The organism is Streptomyces sp. Da 82-17 (assembly GCF_046098215.1).
Taxonomy (GTDB): Bacteria; Actinomycetota; Actinomycetes; order Streptomycetales; family Streptomycetaceae; genus Streptomyces.
The window spans coordinates 107,313-124,387 of the sequence record NZ_JBJURH010000020.1; the positions used below are offsets into that span (position 1 = coordinate 107,313).

Below are 17,075 nucleotides of genomic sequence, written 5' to 3' on the forward strand. Positions count from 1 at the left end.
TACGGGGTGTTGTGCGGGTGTCGCAGGCGGGCCTCGGGGTCCGCGGGTCCAGGCGGCTAGGCCTGGGCGGGGGCGTGGCCCGAGTACTCGCGGCTGATGGCGTCCGCGGTGCGGCGCACCTGCGGCAGCAGCGTGAGGAGTTCCTCGGCGGTGACGACGACGTTCGGCGCGGAGACCGACATGGCGGCGACGACCCTTCCGTCCGCACCGCGGATGGGGGCCCCGATGCAGTTGATGGACTCCTCGTGGCCACCGAGGTCGGTGGCCCAGCCCTGTTCCCGTACGACCGCGAGCTCCTTGAGGAAGGCCGTGGCGTTGGGGATCGAACGGGGCGTGTACATGGGGTAGTCGAGCTTCTCGGCGACGGCGCGCCGCTCGGGCTCGGACAGGTCGGCGAGCAGCAGCTTGGCCACGGCGGCGACGGTGATCGCGACGGGCTTGCCGATGCGGGAGTACATCCGCACCGGGTAGCGGCTCTCCACCTTGTCGATGTAGAGGACCTCGTTCTCCTCGTACACGGCCAGGTGGACGGTGTGGCCGATCTGTTCGTTCAGCTCGACCAGGTGCGGGTGGGCGATCTCGCGCACGTCGAGGTTCTCCACCGCCTCCTGGGCGAGGGCGAACAGCCGGGCGCCCAGGCGGTAGCGCTGGTCGGACTGGCGGTACACGAGGCCGTGCTCGTGCAGGGTGCGAAGGAGCCGCAGCGCGGTCGACTTGTGCACGTCGAGCCGCTCGGCGACCTGCCCCAGGTCCGCGGGCCCCTCCGCGAGCAGCGGCAGGATGCTCAGCGCCCGGTCGACGGTCTGGCTCATGTGATGACTACCTCCCCGGCCCAGGTCGGGATCGTGTCCGGGCCAAGGCGCAGTGTCCCCCACGCCTCGTCCGGGAGGGCGGCAAGCCGGTCGGCCTCGGCGCGGGCGGGCGGCGCGGCGAGGTCGCCGGGGACGAGCAGGGCGGCGGCGGCCATCAGGTGCCCGTGCCGCAGCCGTTCGGCGTCGCCGAGTCCGCGCAGGGTGGCGGAGAGGAACCCGGCGGCGAACGCGTCCCCGGCGCCGACGGCGGCGACGACGTCGACCTTCAGGGACGGCACGTACGTGGCCTCCGCGCCGGTGAACACGGTCGCGCCCTGGGCGCCCTGCTTGACGACGAGGGTGCGGGGCTCGGGCAGCGCGGCGCGGATCGCGGCGGGCCCGCCGGTGACGCCCCAGGCGGCCTCGGCCTCGTCCTCGCCGACGAACACGAGGTCGCTGCCGCGCGCCAGGTCGAGCAGCACGGGCCCGGCCTGTGCGGGGTCGGCCCACAGGTGGACGCGGTAGTTCACGTCGAAGGAGACGAGCGGCCGGCCGGGCCTCGGGGCGGTCAACTCCCGCATCAGGGCGAGGCAGTCGGCGGAGAGGGCGGCGGTGATGCCGGACAGGTGCAGGATCTCGCCGTCGGCGAGGGAGTCCGGGTCGACGGTCGCGGGCGACATGGCGGAGGCGGCGGACCCGGCGCGGTAGTAGGCGACTTCGGAGGCGTCCGAGGCTTCCCCGTCCACCTGGGTGGCCCGCTCTCCGGCCGTACGGAAGTAGATCCCCGTAGGCCGGGACGGGTCCCGCTCGACCGCCGAGACGTCCACTCCGCACGAGCCGATCGCCGAGATCAGATGCTCGCCGAACCCGTCGGCGCCGACCCGGCTGACCCAGCGCGTCGTGTGCCCGGCCAGGGCCAGCGCGCAGGCGACGTTGGACTCGGCGCCGCCGATGCCGCGCTCGAAGGAGGGGACGTCGGCGAGCCGCCCGGGGCGGGAGGGCCGGAACGTGACCATGGACTCACCGAGGCAGACCACGTCGGTGCCGACGTGATCCGCCCCCTGGAGGGGTCCTGACGCGTTCGCGGTGGGCACGCTCGTTCTCCTTCGACGCCGGTCCGGGCGCCATTGACCCGGTATTGGCTCGGATGTTAGACAGCAGTAAGCGAAATGCGCAATGGCCATTGCAGAGAATGCAACGAGCTGCGGCGAACGGTCGCAGCCAGCCCTTGCGGACAGCCCTGAGGAGGCCCCTATGGCAGCCGACAACGCGGTCGGACAGCGCGCGGCGGGACACCCGTCCCGGACCCAACTCGCCGACGAGCGAGTCGACTTCCGCTTCAAGGGCCTGCCCCCGGACGCCGAGGGGCTGACCGTCGGCGAGCTCGCCGCGCAGCGCCGCAACCTCTTCACGGACGGCTTCACCACCCCCGTCCTCGCCCTCTCCGCCGAGCGCGTCGAGCACAACCTCGCCCTCATGGAGACGTACGCGACCCGCCACGGCCTGGCCTTCGCCCCGCACGGCAAGACGTCCATGGCCCCCGAGCTCTTCGCCCGCCAGGAGGAGCACGGCGCCTGGGGCATCACGCTCGCCGTCCCGCACCAGGTCCGCGTCGCCCGCGCGCACGGCACCCGCCGGGTCTTCCTCGCCAACGAGCTCGTCGACGCCGCCGCCCTGCGCTGGCTGGCCGCCGAGCTGGACGCGGACCCCGAGTTCCGCTTCGTCTGCTACGTGGACTCCGTACGCGGCGTCGAGCTGATGGACGCGGCCCTCCGCGCTGCCGGCGCCGCCCGGCCCGTCGACGTCGTGGTGGAGCTGGGCGCGGGCGACACGGCCCGTACCGGCGTGCGCACCGAGGCCGAGTGCGCGGCCGTCGCGGACGCGGTGGCGGGCGTCGGCACGCTGCGGCTCGTCGGCGTCGCCGGGTACGAGGGCGAGGTGCCGCAGGCCGACTCCGACCGGGTCCGCGCCTGGCTGCGCCGGCTCGTCGCGCTCGCCGCGGACTTCGACAAGGCGGGCCGCTTCGCCGGGCTCGACGAGATCGTGGTCAGCGCGGGCGGCAGCGCCTGGTTCGACGCGGTCGCCGACGTCTTCGCCGAGATCCCGCCGCTGTCCGCGCCGGTCCTGAAGCTGCTCCGCTCGGGCGCGTACGTCTCCCACGACGACGGCCACTACCGCCACCTCACACCGTTCAACCGCGTCCCCGACGAGGGCTCCCTCCAGCCCGCCTTCCGCCTCTGGGCCCAGGTCGTGTCCCGGCCCAACCCCGAGCAGGCCTTCGTCAACGCCGGCAAGCGGGACGCGGCGTACGACCTGGACCTGCCCGAGGCGCAGGTGGTGCGGGACGCGCGCTCCGGGGAGCTGAGGGAGGCCGCCGGGGTCACGGTGACCGGGCTCTCCGACCAGCACGGCTGGCTGCGTACGACGCCGGAGGCGGACCTGGAGGTGGGCGACTGGCTCGGCATGGGCCTCTCGCACCCCTGCACGTCCTTCGACAAGTGGCAGCTGATCCCGCTGGTCACGGCGGACGGCACGGTCACGGACTACATCCGCACGTACTTCTGAGCCCACCCACCCGCCCTTGAACACAGGGGCGCACCCTCACGCCCCCTCCTACCCCGGCTGGTTGCTCGGCTGCGGCGCCGCCGTGGTCGCCCGCGCAGTTCCCCGCGCCCCTGTCGGGGCGGGGCGAAGCCCCGAAAAAGGGGCGCGGGGAACTGCGCGCCCAGCCACGACGGGAAAGCCGAACGCAACAGAGAGGCACCCCCATGGACCTGGTCATCCGCGACGCCCGCGTCATCGACGGCACGGGCGACGCCTCGTACCGCGCGGACGTAGCCATCGCCAACGGCCGGATCGCCGAGATCCAGCGGGAGGGCGAGGGCCCGCGCCCCTCCGGGAAGCGCACCGTCGATGCCGACGGCCTCGCCCTCTCCCCCGGCTTCATCGACATGCACGCCCACAGCGACCTCGCCCTCCTCCGCGACCCGGACCACAGCGCGAAGGCCGCCCAGGGCGTGACCCTCGAAGTCATCGGCCAGGACGGCCTCAGCTATGCGCCCGTCGACGACCGCACCCTCGCCCAGGTCCGCCAGGCCATCACCGGCTGGAACGGCGACGGCTCCGACATCGACTTCTCCTGGCGCACCGTCGGCGGCTACCTCGACGCCCTCGACCACGCCCACGGCGGCCGCGGCATCGCCGTGAACGCCGCGTACCTGATCCCGCAGGGCACCGTCCGGATGTACGCCGTCGGCTGGGACGACCGCCCCGCCACGGCCGAAGAGCTGGCGAGGATGCGGCAGTTGGTCGCCGAGGGCATGGAGCAGGGCGCCGTCGGCATGTCCTCGGGCCTGACCTACACCCCCGGCATGTACGCCAAGGACTCCGAGCTGGCCGAACTGTGCCGGGTCGTCGCGCGGTACGACGGCTACTACTGCCCGCACCACCGCTCGTACGGCGCGGGCGCCCTGGACGCGTACCGCGAGATGGTGGACCTGACCCGGGACGCGGACTGCGCGCTGCACCTGGCGCACGCGACGATGAACTTCGGCGTGAACAAGGGCAAGGCCCCCGAGCTGCTCGCCCTCATCGACGACGCCCTCGACGGCGGCGCCGACATCAGCCTCGACACGTACCCGTACACCCCCGGCTGCACCACGCTCGTCGCGATGCTGCCGAGCTGGGCGAGCGAGGGCGGGCCGGACGCGATCCTGGCGCGGCTGCAGGACGACGAGACGGCGGAGAAGATCCGCCACCACATGGAGGAGATCGGCGCCGACGGCTGCCACGGCGTGCCCATCGAGTGGGACACGATCGAGATCTCCGGCGTCTCCGACCCGGGCCTCGCGTCCTGCGTCGGCAAGACGATCGCCCAGTCCGCCGCCCAGCGCGGCGAGGCCCCCTGGATCACGGCCCGCCGCCTGCTGATCAACGACCGGCTCGGCTCGACGATCCTCCAGCACGTCGGGCACGAGGAGAACGTGCAGGCGATCATGAAGCACCGGGTGCACACCGGCGGTTCGGACGGCATCCTGCAGGGCTTCAAGCCGCACCCGCGGGCGTACGGGACGTTCCCGCAGTACCTCGGCCGGTACGCGCGCGAGCTCGGCGTCCTCGGCCTGGAGGAGACCGTCGCCCACCTCACCTCCCGCCCCGCCGCCCGGCTCCGCCTGACCGACCGCGGCCTGGTCCGCGAGGGCTACCGCGCCGACCTGGTTCTCTTCGACCCGACCACGGTCGCCGCGGGCTCCACCTTCGAAGCCCCCCGCACCCTCCCGGTCGGCATCCCGCACGTCCTGATCGACGGCCACTTCGTCATCCAGGACGGCAAGCGCACGGACATCCTGGCCGGCCGCTCAATCCGCCGCACGCCCTGACGTTCCCCGTCGCCCGCGCCCCACCAGGGGCGCGGGGAACTGCGCGACCGACCACGACGACGGGAAAGCCGAACGAACACCGCCGGAGGCTTACGGGAAGGGGCGGGGTGGGGTAAATCACTTGGTTCGGCGCGCTCCCCGGTTCGCAGGCCCACACCCTCACCCACCAGCAATCCCCCTGCCTCCCCCCACCCTGACCATGCGATGGAAGGCCCCCTTCCGCCCACCGCCCCCGAGCCCGCCCGCCCCGCCCCCACGTGGCCGTAAACACCAGGCACCGCCCCGAAACACCCTCGTAAAGTTGCCGCATGCAGCTGATCCAGTCGACGAAGCTCTCGAACGTCTGCTACGAGATCCGGGGCCCGGTTCTCGAGGAGGCCATGCGGCTCGAAGCAGCAGGCCACCGCATCCTCAAGCTCAACACCGGCAACCCCGCGGCATTCGGCTTCGACTGCCCGCCGGAGATCCTTGAGGACGTCCTGCGCAACGTCGGCTCGGCCCACGGCTACGGCGACGCGAAGGGCCTGCTCGCGGCCCGCCGCGCGGTCGTCATGCACTACCAGACCCTCGGCGTGGAGTCGGACGTCGAGCACGTCTACATCGGCAACGGCGTCTCCGAGCTGATCGTGATGGCCATGCAGGCCCTGCTCGACGACGGCGACGAGGTCCTCGTACCGGCCCCGGACTACCCGCTGTGGACCGCCGCCGTCTCCCTCTCCGGCGGCACCGCCGTGCACTACCGCTGCGACGAGCAGTCCGACTGGATGCCCGATCTCGCCGACGTGGAGCGGAAGGTCACCGACCGCACCAAGGCGATCGTGATCATCAACCCGAACAACCCAACAGGCGCGGTCTACAGCGACGAGGTCCTGCGCGGCCTCACCGACATCGCCCGCCGCCACAACCTCCTGGTCTGCTCGGACGAGATCTACGACAAGATCCTCTACGACGGCGCCACCCACACCCCGACCGCCGCCCTCGCGCCCGACCTGCTCACGCTGACCTTCAACGGCATGTCGAAGGCGTACCGCGTGGCCGGTTACCGGACGGGGTGGATGGTGATCTCGGGCCCCCGCGCGCACGCCGAGTCGTACATCGAGGGCCTGACGATCCTGGCCAACATGCGGCTGTGCGCGAACATGCCGGCGCAGCACGGCGTGGTGGCGGCGCTCACGGGCCGGCAGTCGATCGACGATCTCGTCCTGCCGGGCGGCCGGCTGCTCGAACAGCGCGACACCGCGTACGAGCTGCTCACCCAGATCCCCGGCGTGACCTGTGTGAAGCCCAAGGGCGCGCTGTATCTGTTCCCGCGCCTCGACCCGAAGGTCTTCAAGGTCAAGGACGACCGGCAGATGGTCCTCGACCTGCTGCGCGCCGAGAAGATCATGGTCGTCCACGGCACCGGCTTCAACTGGCCCGAGCCCGACCACTTCCGCATCGTCACCCTGCCCCAGGCCTCCGACCTCGCGGACGCGGTGACCCGTATCGGCCGCTTCCTGGACGGGTACGGGCAGCCCTGACCTGCTTCTTCGCACTCGGCTCAACTTTAGATTGAATCTAAGCTAGGATGGCTTCCTGAAAACGTCAGGAGGCCGTCCCATGTACGAACCGATCCGCCACAAGTCGGTCCACGCGATGGCCGGCCGGGGACAGAGCCGCGGGCAGAGCCGAGGTCAGGACTTCCCGCACCGCTCCCGCGAGGAGGAGCTGGACATCCAGCTCGCCGGACATCTCGCGGCCCTGCTCGCCGTCACGGACGAGCTGCGCGCGATGGACCCGTCCACGGAACTGGCCGACGCGGCCGAGCAGTTGGCCGGGCAGATCGCCCGGCTGCGCGGCGGCGCGGCGCCCGCCCGGTCGGCGGTGGCGGCGGCGATCCACGAGCCGTACGTCGCAGGTCTGCACCGGCGTGCGCACGCGCTCGCGGGCCGCGCCCTGGTCGTAGCCGCCTCCCGCGCCGACACCGCCGCGGCGATCCTCGCCGCCGAGCGGATGGACGCGCACACGGCAGCCCTGCGGGACCGGGAGCCCGCGGCCGCCGCCCACTGACGGCCCCGGCCCGCAGCCGGGGAGGCTTCGGGCCGGGCGCCACCTACGTGCCCCGTAAGGGGCGCGGGGAACTGCGCGACCAGCCACGACGAAAGCCGCAGTCGCATCTGCCTGGTGCATGAGCAGATGCGACTGCGGCTTTTCGGTGGCTGAGCGCGCAGTTCCCCGCGCCCCTAAAAAATCACCCCAGGCGCTGCACGAGTGCGCGGTACTCGTCCCACAGCTCCTTCGGCGTGTGATCGCCGAACGTGTTCAGGTGCTCCGGCACCAGCGCCGCCTCCTCGCGCCAGACCTCCTTGTCGACCGTGAGCAGGAACTCCAGGTCGGCGTCGGCCAGTTCGAGGCCTTCCGTGTCGAGCGCCGCAGGCGTCGGCAGCACGCCGATGGGGGTCTCCACGCCCTCCGCGCGGCCGTCGAGCCGCTCCACGATCCACTTCAGGACGCGGGCGTTCTCGCCGAAGCCGGGCCAGACGAACTTGCCCTCGTCGTTCTTGCGGAACCAGTTGACGTAGTAGATCTTCGGGAGCTTCGACTGGTCCTTGTCCTTGGCGACGTCGACCCAGTGGCCCATGTAGTCGCCCATGTTGTAGCCGCAGAACGGCAGCATCGCGAACGGGTCGCGGCGCAGCTCGCCGACCTTGCCCTCGGCGGCGGCGGTCTTCTCGGAGGCGACGTTCGCACCGAGGAAGACGCCGTGGTTCCAGTCGAAGGACTCGGTGACGAGCGGCACGGCCGAGGCGCGACGGCCGCCGAAGAGGATCGCCGAGATCGGCACGCCCTTCGGGTCCTCCCACTCCGGCGCGATGATCGGGCACTGCGAAGCGGGCGTGGTGAAGCGGGCGTTGGGGTGCGCGGCCGGGGTGCCGGACTCGGGGGTCCAGTCGTTGCCCTTCCAGTCGGTGAGGTGGGCCGGAGTCTCCTCCGTCATGCCCTCCCACCACACGTCGCCGTCGTCGGTGAGCGCGACGTTGGTGAAGACCGAGTTGCCCCACAGGGTCTTCATGGCGTTGGCGTTGGTGTGCTCGCCGGTGCCGGGCGCGACGCCGAAGAAGCCGGCCTCGGGGTTGATCGCGTACAGGCGGCCGTCCTCGCCGAAGCGCATCCAGGCGATGTCGTCGCCGATGGTCTCGACGGTCCAGCCGGAGATCGTGGGCTCCAGCATCGCGAGGTTGGTCTTGCCGCAGGCCGACGGGAACGCGGCCGCGACGTACTTCGACTCGCCCTGCGGCGGGGTCAGCTTGAGGATCAGCATGTGCTCGGCGAGCCAGCCCTCGTCGCGGGCCATGACGGACGCGATGCGCAGCGCGTAGCACTTCTTGCCGAGCAGGGCGTTGCCGCCGTAGCCCGAGCCGTACGACCAGATCTCGCGGGACTCCGGGAAGTGCGAGATGTACTTGGTGGAGTTGCACGGCCACGGGACGTCCGCCTCGCCCTCCTGGAGCGGGGCGCCCAGGGAGTGCACGGCCTTCACGAAGAAGCCGTCCTCGCCGAGCTCGTCCAGGACGGCCTGGCCCATCCGGGTCATCGTGCGCATCGAGACGGCCACGTACGCCGAATCGGTGATCTCGACGCCGATCGCGGAGAGCGGGGAGCCGAGCGGGCCCATGCAGAACGGGACCACGTACATGGTGCGGCCGCGCATCGAGCCGCGGAAGATGCCTCCGTTGCCCTCCTTGCCCCGGAAGACCTCGCGCATCTCCTCGGGCGCCTTCCAGTGGTTCGTCGGGCCCGCGTCCTCCTCCTTCTCGGAGCAGATGAACGTGCGGTCCTCGACGCGGGCGACGTCCGTCGGGTCGGAGGCCGCGTAGTACGAGTTGGGGCGCTTGATCGGGTCGAGCTTCTTGAAGGTGCCCTTGGCGACGAGCTCCTCGGCCAGGCGCTCGTACTCGGCCTCCGAGCCGTCGCACCAGACGATCCGGTCCGGCTGCGTGAGTTCGGCGATCTCGTCGACCCAGGAGATCAGCTCCCGGTGGTTGGTCGGGGCGGTGCTGGGAGCCGCGTTGTCGCGCGCCACGATTGCTCCTTGATGAGGGGGCGTATGAGGGGTTGTTCATGTATGCCCCGTGGGGGCTGCGACCCGGATGCGTCATGGCTGCTCATCCGGTGCCGACCGCACTCATTTGATCATCCGACCCGAGTGCGCATATGTCCAGAGGGTCGCACAACTGAGCAGAAGTGAGCATCCCCACTCTGCGGCCACCGGACGCGGACCTGCGCGAACCCCTCTTGATGATCTTGGCCTCCGGCCTCTGACACGCAACCTACGGGCCCGTAGCTACCATGCCGCCTATGACTGCGCCTGCCCTCCCGTCCCCCGGCCCCAGCACCGGCGGGCCGACGCCCATAGCGCTCCCCCACCCCGTCAAGCCGAAGCTCCGCGGCTGGCTGCACGCCGGGATGTTCCCGGCCGTCCTGATCGCCGGTCTGGTCCTCACCGCGCTCGCCGACTCCACCCGCGGCCGCATCGCCTGCGGGATCTACGTCCTGACCGCCTGCCTGCTGTTCGGCGTGAGCGCGGTCTACCATCGGGGCAACTGGGGCCCGCGCGCCACCGCCGTGCTGCGCAGGCTCGACCACGCCAACATCTTCCTGATCATCGCGGGCACCTACACCCCGCTGACGCTGCTGCTCCTGCCCGAGTCCAAGGGCCAGTGGCTGCTCTGGGGCATCTGGGCCGCCGCGCTCGCGGGCATCGCGTTCCGGGTCTTCTGGGTCGGCGCCCCGCGCTGGCTCTACACGCCCTGCTACATCGCGATGGGCTGGGCCGCCGTCTTCTTCCTGCCGGACTTCATGCGCGCCGGCGGCATCGCCGTCCTGGTCCTGGTGATCGTCGGCGGGCTGCTCTACAGCGCGGGCGGCGTCATCTACGGCATGAAGCGGCCCGACCCGTCACCGCGCTGGTTCGGCTTCCACGAGGTCTTCCACTCGTTCACGCTCGCCGCGTTCGTCGTGCACTACGTCGGCATCTCGCTCGTCGCGTACCAGCACGGCTGAGCCGGCACGGCTGGACCGGTACGGCTGAACCCGTACGCCTGGGCCCGGCCGCGCGGGCGGGAGAATGGGCCCCATGACGGCCACGCACCACGCCTCCTCCCCCGCCAGGCCCGGCCTGCGCGAGCGCAAGAAGATCAAGACGCGCGCGGCGATCCGCCGGGCCACGTACGAGCTGATCGCGGCGCGCGGGTACGAGGCGACGACCGTCGAGCAGATCGCCGCGGCCGCCGAGGTCTCGCCCTCCACCGTCATCCGGTACTTCCCGGCCAAGGAGGACATCGTCCTCTCCGACGAGCAGGACGAGGCGACCGAGGCCGCGCTGCGCGCCCGGCCCGCCGGGGAGCCGGTCCTGCGGTCCCTGCGGCACGTGGTGCGGGAGCAGCTGCGGGCCGCCCTCGACGGCGCCCCGGACGTCCGCGCCGACCTGCTGCTGCGGGCCCGGCTGCTGCGCGACGTGCCCGCCGTGCGCTCCCGGCTGATGGACTCGCGGTCCGCCTGCGGGCGCGCCCTCGGCGCGATCATCGCCGCCCGCACGGGCCGCCCGGAGGACGACCTGAAGTGCCGCGTCCTCGCCACGGCCGTCGTCGGCTCCCTCGTCGAGACGACGCTGTACTGGGCCGAACACGACTGCGCGGACGACCTGTTGGGCCTCGTGGACGAGGCGTTCGACGCCTTCGAGGACGGGCTGTAGCGGGCGGCGGGGCCGGGGTTCGCGGCCCCCGCCGCCCGGCTCCCCACCTCGCGGGGAACGCCCAGGTGCTGCTTCGGGTGCTACTCCGCGGGGAAGGCCCAGGTGTGCGTCGCGCCGCCCTCCTCGGGCCAGCGGACCTCGATGCTCTTGGCGCCCGCCGGGACCATGTAGGTCTGGCAGATGGTGTAGCTCTGCCCGGCCTTCCAGTTCTCGATGTCGACGGTGTCGTCGCAGCCCGGCGCGTCCTCGGAGGCGAACATCAGCAGCCCGCCGCGGACGCCGTCCGCGTAGATCTCGGTCTCCATGCCGACGTCGGGCGAACTCGCCACGACACCGCCGGACTTGTTGGTGAACTTCACGTGCGCGGTGGCCGCGACGAGGCCCTTGGCGTCCTTCGGGTCCTTGACCATCTTCTGCGCCTCGGCCTCGGTGCTGAGGTCGACCTTCTGCGCGGCGATGTCGTACGTGATCTTCGCGTCGTCCTCCTTGAACGGCGCGGTGACCGACTCACCGGCCTTCAGCGGACCGGCCTCGGCCTCGCCGCCCGCGGGGCTGTCGCCCTTCGGCTTGCTGTCCGAGGACGCGCTCTCCTTCGCCTTGTCGGCGGGCTCCTCCCCGGAACCGCCGCAGGCGGTCAGGGCCAGGGCCAGGACGGCGACGGGCGCGGCGGCCCGCAGCGCCCGGCTGCGGCGAGCGGTGCGGACGGTGGTGCGGCTGAACATGCGGCGGGACACGTGCGTCTCCAGTTTTCGATCTCCACCCGTCACGCCGGCCCCGATCGAGCGCAGCCGGCGCGTGATCGGCTTGCCGGGCAAGGATAGGAACGCCCGCCCCAACTCCCTTGCGGCAGGGCACTCCTGCGCCCCTTCCGCACCGGTACGCGGTGACACGTCCCGGCCACGGTGCGTGAAGACCCGCGGGCGTGCGAAGGTGGAGACATGAACCGCCTGGCCAACTCGCAGTCGGTGCAGCGGAGTTCGACTCGCACCCAGAGGCCGAAGGTGTCGTACGCGTGCCCGGCGGGGGCCTGGCGCTATCGCTCCGTACGGCGCAGGAACTGCCAGCCCAATACAGTCAAGGCGAGCGTCTGCACGAGAGAAATGAGCACGAGCAAGGGCTGAGCGGTGAGAGAACTCCAGAACGCGATCGTGCAGACCATGGGCAGGGTCAGGTACGTGAATAGGTCCACCGCGGTCTGAAGCCGCTTGCGCATGGTGCGGCCCGCAACGTTCCGGTGGTAGACCTCCCAGCCGAACACCGCGCCCCGGGCGGAGGAGAGTTCCCCCAGGCGCGGCCCCAGTTGGTCGCGGAGATAACAGCCGATCGCCGAGATCTTTTCGTCATTGACCAAGTAGGTCCAGCCCAGGATCAGGCAGATCGCGGGGGCTGAGAGCAAGAGTCGGGGCTGCCCGCTGTGGACGGTGACCGCCACGACCGCGGTGACCGCGGCGAGCGTGAAATAGAGCAGGTTGTCGCGGAACCCTATGCGAGTCTTCTGTTCCTCCTTGAGGCGGTCGTACTCGGCCAGCAGAACTTTACTCTCGGTGACATCGTCCATAGAGGTCACAGCCATCCCTGTGCTCGATTCCAGGATCAGTCGGCTACCTGAAATGGCGTCATATCGTCGGGGTTGTGCCGTTCGATCCAGTCCTTTCCGTCCGCCGCGATCCCCTCCAGGAGGCGGAAAGTATGAGTGAAGCCCGCCGCGCTGAGACTGATCTCGGAAATCTCCCGGGCGCTCTCGTCTGGTGCCAGTTGATGGGCATCGGCGTCCTTGACACGGATCCTCCGGGTTGGTCCGTTGGTGAGGACGAGCTCCAGGTCATAGCCGACATCCGCGTTCTCCGTCACCTGCACTGAGGACAGTGCGTCGAACCGGTAGTTGCTCCGCTGCTCGTTCCTGCGCGTCGAGTCGACGAAGTTGACCTCGGCGCTGATCTCACGGATGCCGTCACGGGTGAACAGGAACAGGCGAATGACGTAGTGCGAGTACCGCCACGGGCCGCCCCGGACCCGGGCTCGTCTGTAGGGGCGCGCCGGGGCCACCAGGATGGTGTGCGTGATCAGGTCCCGCCATGTGAGCCGATGGTGCCGCAGCGCCTCGTCCACGAACAAGGTCTTGTCGCAGGTGAGCCAGGTCTCCATCTCCCGCTCGCTGGGGCGGGTCTTGTCCAAGAATGCCTTCCACCGCTCATGAGCCTTCTGCCGTGCGGCCAGTTCCTCCTGGTACTCTCGAGCCTCCCGGGCCATGCGGTGTCTTTCACGCCGGAACTCCAGCCACAGCTGAGCGGCCGTGTGCCCCGACCAGATCGCACCGAGCAAGGCTAGGAAAGCCCACAGTGGCCGCGGCTGGGAAGCGCCCGACGCCGCCGTGCCGAACGCTGACAGAGCCACGGTGCCGAGAACAACGAGGGCTGCCACGGTCAGGGCCTTCGTCCTGACCGGCGTCCGGTCCTGGCGGTGCCGATCGAATAGGGTGCCGTTGTTGTGGCGGTTCCTGCTCTCCTCGGCGAGATACCGGATCAGCCAGGTGACCCGGTCCACACTGATCCGGCTCTCCCGGTAGAGGTCCGCGATCTCGGCGGCGAGGCCGCTGCGGACCTCAGCGGTGTGTGCGAGCCAGGCTTCCGGGGTGAATCCGTGGGGTGTGCGGACGCTGAAGTAGTGATCGAACTTGCTGTGGACGCGTTTGGTGAACCCGTCCTGGGCAGGTGCAGGACCGTGCGGCTGTGGGGTGCCGGCCCCGACCGCGTGGTCCGGCAGGGTTTCCCGGCCCCACCACTGGACGCCGTAGCGGGCCGCGGTGTGGCCCGCGCCGAGTGCCATCAGTGACTCGAAGACCGCCTCGGCCGGATTCACGATCCATGCCAGGGCCACGAGGACCGCACTGCTGACCATGAACAGGACGAGCCGGAGCGGGAGGGCCGCCCGGGCAGCGGCAGCGGCATCAGTGCTCAGGCGGGGGCGTACGGCACGCGCCCCGATTGGGGAGGGCTCGAAATAGGCCCAAACCCGTCCGACTCGGTCGTTGCCGAAGCGCTCTGCCCCAGCCCGTTCGAGGGTCTCCGCCCACAGGTCATCCTTCAGCCCGCCAGTGAGTATGAGGTCGAGGTGGCGGAGGATTGCATCATGCTGGCGGGACGGCAGGTCCTGCAACTGCTTCAGTACAGGTCCGGTCGCTCCGCTCGCGGTGCCGAGCGCCGCCAGCAGGTCAAAGGTGACGCGCAGGGCGTCCTTCCACTCGTCCTCGGCGTAGGCCCGCACGAGCCCGGAGGCGTGGCGCAGCCGCTGGACCTCTTCGACGCTGAGGTCGTGGTAGGTGCGTGCACTGAGCATGGCAAGCACCCAGTGGAAGCGAACCTCCGCGTTGTGGTATCCGTGGGCGATCGCGTCCGTGATCATTTCGCGGGCACGGCTGGGAATTCCGTCTTCCAGAAGCCGCACGCCCACCCTGTACTTCTCCTGCGGCGAAGCGTCTGGGTGGACGAAGTAGACGTTGGAGTTATGTACGGTATCCGCCTGGATCCCGACGGTGGAGTCGTACGCCACCGAGCCGTACGTGACACTGCCGCTGTCGCTCATGCCCGGTCACCAGCTGTGGTGATCAAGGGGGTCAGCTCGGCCACCAGCGCAGGGCACTCCACGACCAGTCCGCGCAGTCTCCTGAGCATCATGGTCACCCGCTTCGACGAATCCGTGGTGTTTCCCCCGGCCGACCGGAGGGCGGAGTCCAGGTCGGCCAGGGCCTCCCGGTACGTGTCCTCGTCGAGGATGCCTTCAGCATGGTGCCGCCTCAAACTTCCGCGGAAATCGTTGAGATTCGCGACCAGGCTCATCGGGCCGAACTCCTGCGGAGCCGTGTTCATGTGAACGCTACTGCCCGTGACCGAGCCGGCCATGATGCCGATGGTGCTGTTGTGAGCGGTGTTGCTGACGCGTTGGCTCGGCCGGTCCTCCGAACGGGCCCTGCCCTCCCGGGACACGGCGGCCTCCTCCTGTTCCGCTGCCAGTTCCACCGCCAGCCGGATGGCGAACGCCGCCGCGTTCGCTGCGGCCTGCGGCTGCCAGTTGCGGTCGTCCGCGCTGTTCTTCGTGCCGTCCGCCCGGTCGCTGATTCCCCGAATGATGGCCACCGGAGCCCCGTTGAGATGACCGGCCTGCGCCACACCGGCCGCTTCCATCTCAATGGCGAGTGCGTCGTTGTAGTGCTGCCGGATCCACTTCGCCTCGGCCGAGATCCTTGAGTTCTGGACGACCTCGCCGGCGGCGACCGCCCCGAAGCGAACCTGTGGCGCGTCCTCGTGACCGGAGGCGGAATCCGCCCAGTCGTTCAAGCGGGCCAGATGCGAGGCAAGCTGGCTGATGCCGTGCGGTGCTTCCCACACCCGCGGGCGCGCTTTGAGCCCGTCGTCCTCGCTCGTCCCACCGTGGTACGCGTACACGTGTGACGCCATGACGACGTCACCCAGCCTGGTGGCGTCCCATAAAGCGCCGGCAACCCCGACGAACAGCACGGCCACCGGCGAGAACTCCTGCATCGCGCGTTCGGCGATCACCGCGGCGGAATGGTTTCCCTTGCTCGTCAGGCCGAGTGCGACACGGCACGACGTATCCGGCACGGTTCCCACTTCGAACCGAGTTCCACGCTCATGACGGTGCATCTGTGGACTCGCCAGCTTCTGACGTACGGCCTGATACTCGAGATTGAGGGCGGTGAGAATTACCACCGGGCCTTTCGACATCTATTCCTCTCCCCCTCTCTTGTTCTCTTTCGTTGCGGGCGGTGCGGGGCGGATGAGTGGTGGAAACAGCACGGTCTTCGGACCGGCCCGGTACAGCTGTGCGGGCCGTCCGCCCGTGCTCCTGCGGTCCGTGCCGACGGGGATGATGAATCCCTCCGCGGCCCGGACCTTGCGGTAGAAATTGCGGGTGTCGAGCGCGGTGCCCCAGACAGCCTCGTACACCTGTTGCAGTTCTGCGATGGTGAATTCCGCCCCGCAGAAGGCTGTGGCCAACGACGAGAACTCGAGCTTGGTGCGGGCGTGCTCGATCCCGTCAGTTGCGATTCGGCGGTGGTCGAAGGCGAGTTCCACCCTCCCCGACAGCACGGCATGCGCGGGAACCCACGCGGCATCGATGGCATCCGTCCCCGCGACCGGGTCGGGCAGTCCCGGCGCGATCGCTAGGTGTGCCACGGAGACGACTCGGCCTCGGGGGTCGCGGCCGGATTCCCCGTACACGCCCAACTGTTCAAGGTGCACCCAGCTGGACGCCAGGGCCGTTTCCTCGCTCAGTTCACGGCGAGCGGCATCCAGGATCTCCTCGCCATCGTGGCTCAGGAATCCTCCGGGCAGGGCGCGCATACCGCGGAAGGGGCCTTCGCCCCGCTCCACCAGGAGAACGTGCAGGTTACCCTCCCGCAGCGTCAGGATCACGAGATCGACCGTCAGCAAGACAGACGGAGGTGACCACTCGTCATGTCGCATACATTGCAAGGTACTTCAGTTACTGTCACTTACACAAGAAGCGGTTGGGAACTCGCTGTCGCGTTCGCCCCAGGGGCCGGTGCGGGAGCATGCGGATCGGGCCGACGAGACCCACCGATCCGTTCCGGTTTCGGGAACCCCAAAGCAGAAGGCGGCCGGCTCCCACGGCCAGTCGACTGGGGTGTCGAGAAGTGGGACACCTTCGTGGCGATCTTGGAGCCGGACGCCCCCTGGCTCTCCAAGAGCCGGCCTGCGTGCGGCTCCGACGAAAGCGGCTCGCGGGATGCGTAAGCACAAGATTCGTCGGACGCCGTCAGCTCATGAGGTTTCACCGAAGAGCGTCTGCTGGTTCGTGGAGGGGTGGGAGGCGTAGCTTCCGTCTCTCGGCCTGGTATGACTTCAGCGTGCCTCCCTTACTGTCCGCCCAGGATTTGCGGTCGTTGCAGTTCGTACCAGCCAGGACTCTGGCGGCTGCTGCCACTCGTCCGGAGCATGTAATCCTTGTGGCCGAGGTCGTCTCGCCCGGCTCGGAGACAACCGACCGAATCGTGGGCGCCTGGAGACCCTCGGGCTCACGACGACCATCCGGTCCACTTCTTACTCCCAGCCGGGCACCGGCTCGAGAAGAATCTGCATTCACCACGCGACGGCGCATGAGGGCAAATCGGCCATGCGAAGCAAAGGG

14 protein-coding genes and 1 pseudogene are annotated in these 17,075 nt (G+C 70.0%); 7 read left to right on the forward strand and 8 right to left on the reverse strand.

The genetic code is table 11. From position 1 onward, the window contains the following. Positions 1 to 56 precede the first annotated feature (56 nt). Complete coding sequence (locus ACIDOF_RS28695; RefSeq protein WP_409009039.1) at positions 57 to 812, reverse strand: IclR family transcriptional regulator; 756 nt, start codon at positions 810 to 812, stop codon at positions 57 to 59. Continuing rightward, a complete protein-coding gene (locus tag ACIDOF_RS28700; RefSeq protein WP_409009040.1) occupies positions 809 to 1,885 on the reverse strand; it encodes a sugar kinase in 1,077 nt (358 codons plus the stop codon). Before ACIDOF_RS28700 ends, ACIDOF_RS28695 begins: the two co-directional genes overlap by 4 nt. Before the next feature lie 160 nt (positions 1,886 to 2,045). Between ACIDOF_RS28700 and ACIDOF_RS28705 the strand changes: the two genes are divergently transcribed. The 4 genes from ACIDOF_RS28705 to ACIDOF_RS28720 all read left to right on the forward strand — a co-directional run bounded on the left by ACIDOF_RS28705 (position 2,046) and on the right by ACIDOF_RS28720 (position 7,219). Then, complete coding sequence (locus ACIDOF_RS28705) at positions 2,046 to 3,356, forward strand: amino acid deaminase (protein WP_409009041.1); 1,311 nt, start codon at positions 2,046 to 2,048, stop codon at positions 3,354 to 3,356. A gap of 203 nt (positions 3,357 to 3,559) precedes the next feature. After that, entirely contained in the window at positions 3,560 to 5,170 is a 1,611-nt protein-coding gene (locus ACIDOF_RS28710; protein ID WP_409009042.1) for an N-acyl-D-amino-acid deacylase family protein, read from the forward strand. 308 nt (positions 5,171 to 5,478) lie between these two features. Then, entirely contained in the window at positions 5,479 to 6,690 is a 1,212-nt protein-coding gene (locus tag ACIDOF_RS28715; protein WP_409009043.1) for a pyridoxal phosphate-dependent aminotransferase, read from the forward strand. A 79-nt stretch (positions 6,691 to 6,769) separates the two neighbouring features. Then, positions 6,770 to 7,219: a hypothetical protein gene (locus tag ACIDOF_RS28720; protein WP_409009044.1), complete on the forward strand. Its 450-nt coding sequence runs from the start codon at positions 6,770 to 6,772 to the stop codon at positions 7,217 to 7,219. Positions 7,220 to 7,400: 181 nt separating this feature from the next. Here the strand turns inward: ACIDOF_RS28720 and ACIDOF_RS28725 are convergent, their stop codons facing one another. Further along, positions 7,401 to 9,233, reverse strand: coding sequence for a phosphoenolpyruvate carboxykinase (GTP) (locus ACIDOF_RS28725; protein ID WP_409009045.1), 1,833 nt, complete (start codon positions 9,231 to 9,233; stop codon positions 7,401 to 7,403). 275 nt (positions 9,234 to 9,508) lie between these two features. Here ACIDOF_RS28725 and trhA point away from each other — a divergent pair, with 275 nt between their 5' ends. After that, the gene (trhA, locus tag ACIDOF_RS28730) at positions 9,509 to 10,213 is read left to right on the forward strand and encodes a PAQR family membrane homeostasis protein TrhA (protein WP_409009046.1); all 705 of its coding nucleotides are present in this window, start codon (positions 9,509 to 9,511) and stop codon (positions 10,211 to 10,213) included. Positions 10,214 to 10,286: 73 nt separating this feature from the next. Continuing rightward, a complete protein-coding gene (locus ACIDOF_RS28735) occupies positions 10,287 to 10,904 on the forward strand; it encodes a TetR/AcrR family transcriptional regulator (RefSeq protein WP_409009047.1) in 618 nt (205 codons plus the stop codon). A gap of 80 nt (positions 10,905 to 10,984) precedes the next feature. On the opposite strand, the gene ACIDOF_RS28740 is transcribed toward ACIDOF_RS28735, so the two are convergent. From ACIDOF_RS28740 to ACIDOF_RS28760, 5 genes are all read right to left on the reverse strand, one after another. Continuing rightward, the gene (locus ACIDOF_RS28740; RefSeq protein WP_409009048.1) at positions 10,985 to 11,638 is read right to left on the reverse strand and encodes a hypothetical protein; all 654 of its coding nucleotides are present in this window, start codon (positions 11,636 to 11,638) and stop codon (positions 10,985 to 10,987) included. Positions 11,639 to 11,937: 299 nt separating this feature from the next. Beyond that, positions 11,938 to 12,477 (reverse strand): hypothetical protein, encoded by a 540-nt coding sequence (locus ACIDOF_RS28745; protein WP_409009049.1) that lies wholly within the window; start codon positions 12,475 to 12,477, stop codon positions 11,938 to 11,940. A 20-nt stretch (positions 12,478 to 12,497) separates the two neighbouring features. Then, entirely contained in the window at positions 12,498 to 14,486 is a 1,989-nt protein-coding gene (locus ACIDOF_RS28750; protein ID WP_409009050.1) for a hypothetical protein, read from the reverse strand. Beyond that, the gene (locus ACIDOF_RS28755) at positions 14,483 to 15,646 is read right to left on the reverse strand and encodes a purine phosphorylase (protein ID WP_409009051.1); all 1,164 of its coding nucleotides are present in this window, start codon (positions 15,644 to 15,646) and stop codon (positions 14,483 to 14,485) included. The genes ACIDOF_RS28750 and ACIDOF_RS28755 overlap by 4 nt, the downstream gene beginning before the upstream one ends. Next, positions 15,647 to 16,390, reverse strand: coding sequence for an NUDIX hydrolase (locus tag ACIDOF_RS28760; protein WP_409009052.1), 744 nt, complete (start codon positions 16,388 to 16,390; stop codon positions 15,647 to 15,649). 476 nt (positions 16,391 to 16,866) lie between these two features. Between ACIDOF_RS28760 and ACIDOF_RS28765 the strand changes: the two are divergent. Next, positions 16,867 to 16,941, forward strand: a pseudogene (locus tag ACIDOF_RS28765) (Uma2 family endonuclease); the annotation flags it as partial. Positions 16,942 to 17,075: the final 134 nt, after the last annotated feature.